Here is a 10,100-nt window from a genome sequence, read left to right on the forward strand (position 1 = left end):
AGCAGCTCCCGCCTTGAGCACGGTCCCGTTGAGCTTTGCAGAAAGCTGTGCGCTCGACACGGCATCAATATTCGTGCGGGCCTGCGTCTTCTGTTCGCTCGTGAGCTGCTGTGCCTCATAACTCACATGTTTGCCGGCAACTGTTTGCAAGGCCGTGAGAGCGTCCTTGTTGTTCTTGATGGCATCCGCAACTTCCTTGAGCGTATCCATCTCAGCGCCGACACCGTTAAGCAGATCATTCTTAACCTGCTGTTTGGCCTGCGTCACCAAATCTTCTGTCTTCTGAGAGCTGTAGACCTTGTTGGTAGCCTTGGCCGTATCATCGATGTTGGGTTTGCCGTCCAACGTAGTCTGCATAGCATCAGTCTTTTTCTGCAACGCCGCAATGGCCGCAGCGTTGGTCTCGGTATCCTTCTGGACGTCGGTGACATCCTTCAGCAACGCACCCGGCAGACCGCCCGGAGTCTTGCCGTCCTGAATGTGCAGACGGTGTGTATCCGTATTGATGACAATGACCTTGTCCTTACCGGTAAAGCCGGCAAGCTGCTCAGTGGTACCGCCCAATTGTTGAATCTGAATCGGTTCAGCCATTTAAATATTCCCCAAATCAATTGAAGTAGAAAGCTCGGTCCGGCCTACATAGTCAAGCTCTGAAAGCTTCCCGAGATGCGGGAGGTTGCTTAACTCCCGGTAGTCCAAAACGCCCAGACGCGCAAGCGACTTCGTAATCGAATATGTCCCCGCCGCCTGATCAATCCGGACGATCTGATAAAGATTGCGCGATGCGTCAATCACAGAATCGCCTTCGCGCACGTTTTTCTTTGGCTCAAGTTCGTCCAGGAGATTCCCTGCACTTGAAGCCTCCAGCACCCGCCCGCACCAGCGGACGGAGAAGCCCTGGATCTCAATCGACTGCAAGAGCGACACCGCGCCGATGTTCTTCCGGGCCTGTTCCTTTTGTTCCTCAGTCAGGTTTTGCTCCGTAAAAAGCACCCCGTGCTTTGCTCCGGCCGGCCCCTGAATGCCGGGAACCTCAACAACCACAACATCCGGTGAATGCTGCGGCCTGACCTGACCGGGAAAGCACTTGCGCAGAACAAAGTCCGCCGGCGCGATCCCGGTTTTTCTGTTTCCGTCAAACACGTCTCACCCCCGAATGAACACAAATCCAACCGTCAATCACCCGTGTCAGGCGACCGTCCGGTGATTCAATGAGTAANCGTTGTTACCCCGTCTGTCGGATCCTTTGAGATCAGACAGACGTCTCTCTGCTTCAACATCAGAAACTCCTTCAGGTTAACCCATAAGTCGGCTTGTCTGCCGGTCTTTCAAGGGAATCTCCAAAAGCCTTTACCGTCAGATTCGAGGCGGCCTCCAAAACCTTAATTCGTTTTTCAGCCGCCTGAAGTTCCGACAGCAGAGCCCCCGGATGACCGCCCTTGGTCTTCCCGTCAAACACATGCACCCGCTTGGTGTCCGTGTTGATCGCCATAACGCCCGCCGTAGCGGCCGTTGAGGCAATCTTGGAAGAAGTCCCCCAGTAAACGGTCTTCCGGTAATTCATCAGGCAATGCTCCCCAGGTCAAAATCAGCTGCCAGGTCAGCAGGAGAAATCTGACTCTTGTGCGCCAAAGCCCCCAAAGCTGCAATGGCGTCATTGGCCGTCTTGGCATCATTGATACCCTGCTGCGACTTCTTGTCCGTGGCCTGCAGTTCTTTCTTGGTCGCATATCCGGACAGATCCTGTCTTGCGCCAACCTCCGCCCACGCAACCCACGTCACAGTCCCGCCGCCGGCAGCCGTACCGGTACGCATAAAGACGCGTCCCTGATCACCGTCAACACCGCGGATAACTTGCAGAATCACAGATCCGCTTCTACGCACAGAGACCTGAAGGTTCTGATACGTGTCAGAGACACCACTGGGGCGATCCTTTGCCGTCGGGACAATAAACTCTCCTTCGTCTGTGAGACTGTTCAGGCCGATTGCTTCGCTGCCGCCACCTTCGGCAGCAGCTCCCGCCTTGAGCACGGTCCCGTTGAGCTTTGCAGAAAGCTGTGCGCTCGACACGGCATCAATATTCGTGCGGGCCTGCGTCTTCTGTTCGCTCGTGAGCTGCTGTGCCTCATAACTCACATGTTTGCCGGCAACTGTTTGCAAGGCCGTGAGAGCGTCCTTGTTGTTCTTGATGGCATCCGCAACTTCCTTGAGCGTATCCATCTCAGCGCCGACACCGTTAAGCAGATCATTCTTAACCTGCTGTTTGGCCTGCGTCACCAAATCTTCTGTCTTCTGAGAGCTGTAGACCTTGTTGGCAGCCTTGGCCGTATCATCGATGTTGGGTTTGCCGTCCAACGTAGTCTGCATAGCATCAGTCTTTTTCTGCAACGCCGCAATGGCCGCAGCGTTGGTCTCGGTCTCCTTCTGGACGTCGGTGACATCCTTCAGCAACGCACCCGGCAGACCGCCCGGAGTCTTGCCGTCCTGAATGTGCAGACGGTGTGTATCCGTATTGATGACAATGACCTTGTCCTTACCTGTAAAGCCGGCAAGCTGCTCAGTGGTACCGCCCAATTGTTGAATCTGAATCGGTTCAGCCATTTAAATATTCCCCAAATCAATTGAAGTAGAAAGCTCGGTCCGGCCTACATAGTCAAGCTCTGAAAGCTTCCCGAGATGCGGGAGGTTGCTTAACTCCCGGTAGTCCAAAACGCCCAGACGCGCAAGCGACTTCGTAATCGAATATGTCCCCGCCGCCTGATCAATCCGGACGATCTGATAAAGATTGCGCGATGCGTCAATCACAGAATCGCCTTCGCGCACGTTTTTCTTTGGCTCAAGTTCGTCCAGGAGATTCCCTGCACTTGAAGCCTCCAGCACCCGCCCGCACCAGCGGACGGAGAAGCCCTGGATCTCAATCGACTGCAAGAGCGACACCGCGCCGATGTTCTTCCGGGCCTGTTCCTTTTGTTCCTCAGTCAGGTTTTGCTCCGTAAAAAGCACCCCGTGCTTTGCTCCGGCCGGCCCCTGAATGCCGGGAACCTCAACAACCACCACATCCGGTGAATGCTGCGGCCTGACCTGACCGGGAAAGCACTTGCGCAGAACAAAGTCCGCCGGCGCGATCCCGGTTTTTCTGTTTCCGTCAAACACGTCTCACCCCCGAATGAACACAAATCCAACCGTCAATCACCCGTGTCAGGCGACCGTCCGGTGATTCAATGAGTAAGTCCCAATAAAAACGGCCGGGTGTGTACTCGGCCGTAATTCCCCGCGGGAAGGTCATTCGTATGCGCCCTCCGTCTTCAATGACAAGACGCTCATCGGAGGTCTTCAGAGAGTCAAGCCACGTATCATCCTCTGCGCTGCGGATCTGCATATCGGCCTCAAACCCTGTCAGATCCATCGGTCCGCGACCGTCCCTGAGGGCTAAAACGTAATCAGCATCCGTCCCGCGCCAAATCTCGAAGTTAAATCTTGCCGTCACGATTAAGCCCTCACTACGTCAGACCATAGGTCGGCTTACCGTCAGCACGAACACTTCTCTCGCCGTTCCCATGACGAAGCGCAGCCACACCGGAAGGCGTCACAGCTCTTGTTGCATCACTTCCGGCTAGCGTTTCCTCGGTCGAGGCGATCTCAATAAGTCCGGCCCGTGTCTGTGTGGACGTCAGCGACTTGAGCCCTGCCGGCGTCACGATGCGCGAATCGTCCTCACCAGCCACAACCTCCTCCGGTGTCGCAAGCTCTGCCATGCCCGTTCGGTCTTTTGTGGCTGCCCGCTTGGTAAGGCCATAAGGCGTCACCGCCCGTTCTTTATCCGCACCGGCAGTAACCTCAGCATCTGTTGCAATCTCAATAAGACCGCGTCTTGCATCAGTCGAAGTCAGCGTTTTGAGTCCCGCCGGAGTTACCACGCGTGAGCCGTCACGGCCCTCAACGGTCTCTGCGTCCGTTGCAAGCTCGACAATGCCGCGCTTGGTGGTGGTTGCACCGTTAAGCTGGAAGTTCGTATCCCCAATCGTGACAGAATCCGGATTGATGTTCGTGAGCTCCAGATCAATCGCCATAAAGGCCTCAGCAATCGNTAGCGGCCGTTGAGGCAATCTTGGAAGAAGTCCCCCAGTAAACGGTCTTCCGGTAATTCATCAGGCAATGCTCCCCAGGTCAAAATCAGCTGCCAGGTCAGCAGGAGAAATCTGACTCTTGTGCGCCAAAGCCCCCAAAGCTGCAATGGCGTCATTGGCCGTCTTGGCATCATTGATACCCTGCTGCGACTTCTTGTCCGTGGCCTGCAGTTCTTTCTTGGTCGCATATCCGGACAGATCCTGTCTTGCGCCAACCTCCGCCCACGCAACCCACGTCACAGTCCCGCCGCCGGCAGCCGTACCGGTACGCATAAAGACGCGTCCCTGATCACCGTCAACACCGCGGATAACTTGCAGAATCACNACTGTCATCACGAACCGACACATGCAGGCGGTTATCGCCGATAGCGCCGCCGGCAATCGCTGTGAGGCGCTTAAATTCAGCCTCAAGGGCCGTCGTTCCGACAGATGCCTCATACTGGCCTGTTCCGAAAGCGACCTGTGTGAGCACCACCGGAGTTGTACCGTTTTGCTCCGCGTTAATGATCTCAGCAAGACCTGCCTGGGTAATCAACATACTTGCCGCAGCCATCATTCACCTCCCTTCCCAGCAACCCAATCATTAATCAGACGCGCAAACAAAGCCGCGGCAGTGGCCGGCGTCAGCACATGTGTTTCGTCAATACCTCTCACTGCCTCTTCTTCTGTCGCAAGCTCAACAAGCCCCAGACGGCCGTTCGTTGCCGTCACCTGCCGGAGCACCGAAGGAGTAATGAACTTGTCGGCAGAAACGCCCCTGAGCGCTTCAGCCAGGCTTGCAGCTCTCGCATCAACTGCCGCCTTAAGCGCTGCTGACGTAACAGCCTTCTGATCATCTGTGCCCTCAACAACCTCGCCCGTCGTAATGAGAGCAATGAGGCCGCGCCTTTCAGTGGTTGCAGTAACCGCTGTCATCGCCGCAGGCGTCAGAGCCTTCTGAGAGTCCGTTCCTGCCTTTGCCTCATCGTCCGTTGCAAGCTGGACAACACCGGCGTTAGCCGTAGTGGCAGCCGCGTTGTCGAAACTCACGTCCCCAAATTGGATCGACTTCACGTCCACATCGGCAAACGTCACGTCAAGGGCCAGCAACAGTTCCGTTGCCTTCGTTTTCTGAACCACGGGCTCTGTCTGCGAACAAACCGCAAAAAGCGTTCCGTCGGCAAGAAAAATGCCGACCTCATAAACCGTATAGGCCTGAGCATCGGCATCCTGCATCGCCACATGGATAGCACCGTCTCCTGTGCCGCCGCCCTCGATGATCGGCAACCGCTTGATTTCCTCCGTGAGCGCCGTCTGCGACTCGGAGGGAGTGTATTTCCCCTCGCCCACGCCAATGTGGCTGATCGTCACGGCATTCGTCCCGGTCTGCCCGGCATTAACAATGGCCTGTCGTCCGACCTTGGTCACGACCATTTTCACTTTCGACTCTCCTCTGCCGCCAGCACCAGCCGCCGCTTAATAAGCGGTCGCACTGCAGCAACAATTCCAACCGTTCCGGAAGACCTGACTTCCGATGCGTCCGTGGGATAAATCTGCGCAAGGACAAGCGGTCTCAGGTACGCCGCCGCATTGATTCCGCCCTTGGCGTTCTGCTGAATCGTCAGGGTGTAATGACTTCGCAGGGGTTTTGCGTCATCAACCAGAGACACAATGTCTTCCTGCATCTCAACGTCAATAGTTCCCTCGACGTCAGCCTGAGTTGCCACGATCTCAAACGTATGTGGCTCTCCCTTCGGCGTTTTCTGCCACCACTCCCGGATAACAGCCGCAGAAGAAACAGACGCAAGCGCCTGTTTGACCGCCTCTACCGTTCCCTTTCGCCGTTTGTCGGCAATGGCCGTTTTCAGCACACTGCGCTTAACGGCCAAAGGCCATGTGTCGCGCCACACCGAAACGTCATACTGTGTTGCAAGATGATCCAGGGCCGTGCTCGACTGACGGTCAATCGAAACGTAGATCGACGGAATATCCACAAACCCCGAAGCAATCTGAAGTTGCGGATCAATGGCCTTGGCCGCAGCAGCAACGCCCTCATCCTTTGCAATCGAATCCGGCAGCAGGTCATCAAGAACCACTTTTTCCAGTTCAATTGCCATCGCTATTCCGCCTTTGTGCCTTCATAAACAACCGTTATCTTGGTGCACTGCGCTACCTTGCTGCCGGTGAGTTGCACAAACGAAGACGGCTGCATGCTCGAATCATCCACGCGGGCAGCACCGGCGTTGATCACAGCCGCCACCAGACGCCCGGGCAAAATGTCACGTCCGATCTTTGACTGCTGCCATACGCGGTAGCTTTCAACTGCCTCATTCACAGCCTTCTGAATGAACTGCGCCTTGGGCTTGTCCTCATCAAGGATCCAGTAATGCAGCACGATCTCATAGGGAACCGCCTCGGGCGAAAGTACCTGAACGTAGTCAGTGAGCGGCCTGATCGTGTCGGAGCTCAGGTAGTCGCGAATCTGCGCAAGAACTTCTTCAGTGGGAAGCACGCCTCCCTCCAGTAGCGGGTAGACATCTACTTCCCCCGGCACCGGAGACACAACCGACACGTCAATCACCGCAGAGCTCACCGACTTTGCGTGATAGATGTAGGCCTTGCTGGGGCCGGCTACAGAAAAGCTGTTTGGCGCGAGCCGCACACGCTCGGCAAACTCTGCGTCACTTTCCGCATCGGCCCCGCCGGTCGTAATCGTGATGTTTTCAGCAGAAGCCACAAAAACAGACGGAATAACCATGGTCGAAATCTGGCCTGCCAGGTANGCAGGTCATCAAGAACCACTTTTTCCAGTTCAATTGCCATCGCTATTCCGCCTTTGTGCCTTCATAAACAACCGTTATCTTGGTGCACTGCGCTACCTTGCTGCCGGTGAGTTGCACAAACGAAGACGGCTGCATGCTCGAATCATCCACGCGGGCAGCACCGGCGTTGATCACAGCCGCCACCAGACGCCCGGGCAAAATGTCACGTCCGATCTTTGACTGCTGCCATACGCGGTAGCTTTCAACTGCCTCATTCACAGCCTTCTGAATGAACTGCGCCTTGGGCTTGTCCTCATCAAGGATCCAGTAATGCAGCACGATCTCATAGGGAACCGCCTCGGGCGAAAGTACCTGAACGTAGTCAGTGAGCGGCCTGATCGTGTCGGAGCTCAGGTAGTCGCGAATCTGCGCAAGAACTTCTTCAGTGGGAAGCACGCCTCCCTCCAGTAGCGGGTAGACATCTACTTCCCCCGGCACCGGAGACACAACCGACACGTCAATCACCGCAGAGCTCACCGACTTTGCGTGATAGATGTAGGCCTTGCTGGGGCCGGCTACCGAAAAGCTGTTTGGCGCGAGCCGCACACGCTCGGCAAACTCTGCGTCACTTTCCGCATCGGCCCCGCCGGTCGTAATCGTGATGTTTTCAGCAGAAGCCACAAAAACAGACGGAATAACCATGGTCGAAATCTGGCCTGCCAGGTAATCGTTCCCGACAGTACCGGACTGCGTGCAGGTAGCAGTTACTTCACCTTCAAGTTTTCCTGCAGGAATTTCAAGAGCACTGTCCGTAGCAAACGTCACCACACCATTTGTCACCTCAAAGCCCTCTGGGATCTCATAAATGTTTGCCAAGGCCTGAGCCAACCTGAAGCGGAGGGTTGTTTTGGCGCTGCTTTCCGCCAGACGTTTCACCGAAAGGTAGTTCCCCAAGGCGTCCAGATACTCACCCTGTGCGTAAGAGAGAAGATTTTGCTGTGCCGCCGTGTTCACCGCCGCACGCTGCTGGATGAGGATGTCGGCAATACTGAGCAGGAAAAGTCTCACCGGATCCCCGGCTGCAAGGCTTCGCCCGGTAATCTCCTGGTACTTCGTCAGAATCTCAGACTTGATGCTTTCGGCATCCGTTGTCAGAAACTCAACCGCCGGCAGATTCCAGCGCGGAAAACTTTCTGCCATCACTCTTCTCCCTCGTTCAAGATGGAAACAATCACCCGCGGCCTGATCAGGCCGTCCATGGCTTCTGATTCCGTCCCTTCAAACTCAACCGATTCAACGCGAACGCGCGGCTCATAGGACTCAACTGCCTCAATCACCGCCGCTGTCATCAGGCTGCGTGCCACCGGATACGGTTTATCCAGATGCTCCCATGAGAGCCCCAGATCACGGTCCAGCGGGACACTGCCCTTGCGTGTTGCCAGGATGGTGCGCACGTTCTGCAGGATTTCTTCACGCTCAGAAGACGGCTGAAAGCTCACATCCCTCACCGCAGTCACTGCATAAGCCATCAGACCACCTCCGACAATTCAACTGACGCTTCAGCCACAATGCAGACACCCGCTCCGGTGTGGAAACGCCGCTCTTCCGAAACGGACTCAATCACAAATCGCCCGAGATACTCACCACCGATCACCAGAACATGGGGCTCATGCCCGTCCGTCAGGCGCTTTAACATCGTGAGCCCCAAAAGCGGCGGGACGTTCAGCGACGTATCAAACCGCAGCCGCAGGCTGATGCGGTCAAGTTCCGGACCGATCCATTCAAGTACTGGCTTTTTCCCGATGACATCGTGCTTTGCCCACCTCACTGAACGGTTTCTCGCCAAGTCCTTAAAAGTGAACACCTTGTCAAAAGCACAAATAAAAGGGACCGTACCGAACACCCCCAAAACGGGCATCAGCTTGCTCATCTTTTAAGCTCCTTAATGGGGCTCGGACGTCTCTGCGCCGTCCCCTTGTTCCTTGTGCGTGTGATTCTTCAGACTGATCTTGCCCGCGGTCACGTCACCGTCAGACTTCACATCACCAGTTGTTTCAAGCGAACCCTCAACCTTGGCGGTCGCTCCGCTGCCGCCGGAAATCGCAAAGCCACCCTGGCCGGTAATCAACTTCTTCACCGTGAGCGCTCCGTCAACCATCACGTTTCCGGTGACATGTGTCTCAGGCGTATCAACCGTCACCTGCATGGACGCCTTCACCGTGGCCGTTTTACAGGTCACCGTCACAGCTTCCGGAACTGTGGCCGATACGTTCTTTCGGTCCGCCGTCAGCACCGTGCCTTCGATAATCGCCGTCAGCACGTGGGCTGCCATATCGTAGGAAATGCGCGTCCCGTCTTTAAACAACGTCGTGCGCTTGTTCTCATCGCTTTCCGGAAGTTCAATTTCACCCGCGTNCGGATCGGCATCCGGATCGGTGGCCGTGTAGGTCATCACTGCCGGATTTGTGCTTTTCCCGGATACCGGTCGCAGGTTGAAGTCATAACCGCCCGCCTTTTGCTTGGTTTTCTGTTTCGGGTCCCGGTAGGACACCGTACAGGTGCGGTATGACTCGCTCTGAGCACTCTCAAATTCCCAAGAAATGACCTGCGATGTACCCAACACGAGCGTTTCAACCGGCGCTTTCTTTTCGTAAGCCGCCTGATCAAACACCACAATCTGATCATCTGTGACCTTCAGGGAAAAGCCCGCTTCATCGGTAAGCCTCACCAAAAACGCAAGATCACTCTCTTTTGACTGATCCTGCCTGTCGTACTCCGGATCCGTCTGCGTATCAAAGAGAAGCCCCACACCAGCCTCACCTGCAATTGATCCGGCAATCGCTTTGAGCGTTGTCTTCTCCCAGGCCCGGGTTCGTAGCCTGCGGCGAATCGGCTTATTCATAGGCACCGACACCGCCCTCATTTCGAATACTCTGGGCGATCCGGACACCCGCAGCGTATCTGCGTAAAAAGTACCGCATGCGAGCTCAATGCCGGGGATAAGAACAGTTCCGGCAGACAAAAAAGCCTGAACCACCTCGCCGCCGTCAGGCTTCCACTGCGATGCCCACTTCCCGTCCGGGTCCATGAGCGTCAACGTCACCTCATCGGCCTCGGCATTCTCTTTGTCGGTATAGGAAAAGGAAAGAAGATCCGGCATCAGATCCTCCGTCACGTCCGTTTTCGATGCAGAAAAAAGCAACCGAAGTCTTGTCTGCAGCGGTTCCATCAG

14 protein-coding genes are annotated in these 10,100 nt (G+C 55.7%); all 14 read right to left on the reverse strand.

The genetic code is table 11. The annotated features are described in order from the left end of the window. The coding region (locus BQ7486_RS01185; RefSeq protein ID WP_204206970.1) for a hypothetical protein at nucleotides 1–591 on the reverse strand (591 nt) is incomplete at its 3' end. Next, nucleotides 592–1,143: a hypothetical protein gene (locus tag BQ7486_RS01190; protein ID WP_074008631.1), complete on the reverse strand. Its 552-nt coding sequence runs from the start codon at nucleotides 1,141–1,143 to the stop codon at nucleotides 592–594. A gap of 148 nt (nucleotides 1,144–1,291) precedes the next feature. Further along, nucleotides 1,292–1,564 (reverse strand): hypothetical protein, encoded by a 273-nt coding sequence (locus BQ7486_RS01195; RefSeq protein ID WP_074008632.1) that lies wholly within the window; start codon nucleotides 1,562–1,564, stop codon nucleotides 1,292–1,294. Then, a complete protein-coding gene (locus tag BQ7486_RS01200; protein ID WP_074008633.1) occupies nucleotides 1,564–2,601 on the reverse strand; it encodes a hypothetical protein in 1,038 nt (345 codons plus the stop codon). Before BQ7486_RS01200 ends, BQ7486_RS01195 begins: the two co-directional genes overlap by 1 nt. After that, a complete protein-coding gene (locus tag BQ7486_RS01205) occupies nucleotides 2,602–3,153 on the reverse strand; it encodes a hypothetical protein (protein WP_074008631.1) in 552 nt (183 codons plus the stop codon). It lies immediately after the preceding gene. A gap of 347 nt (nucleotides 3,154–3,500) precedes the next feature. Next, nucleotides 3,501–4,070, reverse strand: coding sequence for a hypothetical protein (locus tag BQ7486_RS01215; RefSeq protein ID WP_074008635.1), 570 nt, complete (start codon nucleotides 4,068–4,070; stop codon nucleotides 3,501–3,503). A 78-nt stretch (nucleotides 4,071–4,148) separates the two neighbouring features. Then, nucleotides 4,149–4,451 (reverse strand): hypothetical protein, encoded by a 303-nt coding sequence (locus BQ7486_RS01220; RefSeq protein WP_162272208.1) that lies wholly within the window; start codon nucleotides 4,449–4,451, stop codon nucleotides 4,149–4,151. Between the two features lie 228 nt (nucleotides 4,452–4,679). Next, the gene (locus BQ7486_RS01230; RefSeq protein WP_074008638.1) at nucleotides 4,680–5,540 is read right to left on the reverse strand and encodes a phage tail-collar fiber domain-containing protein; all 861 of its coding nucleotides are present in this window, start codon (nucleotides 5,538–5,540) and stop codon (nucleotides 4,680–4,682) included. A 2-nt stretch (nucleotides 5,541–5,542) separates the two neighbouring features. Then, on the reverse strand, nucleotides 5,543–6,223 hold the full coding sequence (locus BQ7486_RS01235) for a phage tail protein I (protein WP_074008639.1): 681 nt from the start codon (nucleotides 6,221–6,223) through the stop codon (nucleotides 5,543–5,545). Between the two features lie 2 nt (nucleotides 6,224–6,225). After that, on the reverse strand, nucleotides 6,226–6,864 hold the full coding sequence (locus tag BQ7486_RS01240) for a baseplate J/gp47 family protein (RefSeq protein ID WP_074008640.1): 639 nt from the start codon (nucleotides 6,862–6,864) through the stop codon (nucleotides 6,226–6,228). Between the two features lie 67 nt (nucleotides 6,865–6,931). Then, nucleotides 6,932–8,068 (reverse strand): baseplate assembly protein, encoded by a 1,137-nt coding sequence (locus BQ7486_RS01245; protein WP_074008641.1) that lies wholly within the window; start codon nucleotides 8,066–8,068, stop codon nucleotides 6,932–6,934. Continuing rightward, the gene (locus BQ7486_RS01250; RefSeq protein WP_074008642.1) at nucleotides 8,068–8,397 is read right to left on the reverse strand and encodes a GPW/gp25 family protein; all 330 of its coding nucleotides are present in this window, start codon (nucleotides 8,395–8,397) and stop codon (nucleotides 8,068–8,070) included. Before BQ7486_RS01250 ends, BQ7486_RS01245 begins: the two co-directional genes overlap by 1 nt. Next, complete coding sequence (locus BQ7486_RS01255) at nucleotides 8,397–8,798, reverse strand: phage tail protein (protein ID WP_074008643.1); 402 nt, start codon at nucleotides 8,796–8,798, stop codon at nucleotides 8,397–8,399. Before BQ7486_RS01255 ends, BQ7486_RS01250 begins: the two co-directional genes overlap by 1 nt. A gap of 12 nt (nucleotides 8,799–8,810) precedes the next feature. Beyond that, on the reverse strand, nucleotides 8,811–10,097 hold the full coding sequence (locus BQ7486_RS01260) for a contractile injection system protein, VgrG/Pvc8 family (protein ID WP_084765542.1): 1,287 nt from the start codon (nucleotides 10,095–10,097) through the stop codon (nucleotides 8,811–8,813). Nucleotides 10,098–10,100: the final 3 nt, after the last annotated feature.

This window comes from Duodenibacillus massiliensis, from assembly GCF_900128485.1.
Taxonomy (GTDB): Bacteria; Pseudomonadota; Gammaproteobacteria; order Burkholderiales; family Burkholderiaceae_F; genus Duodenibacillus; species Duodenibacillus massiliensis.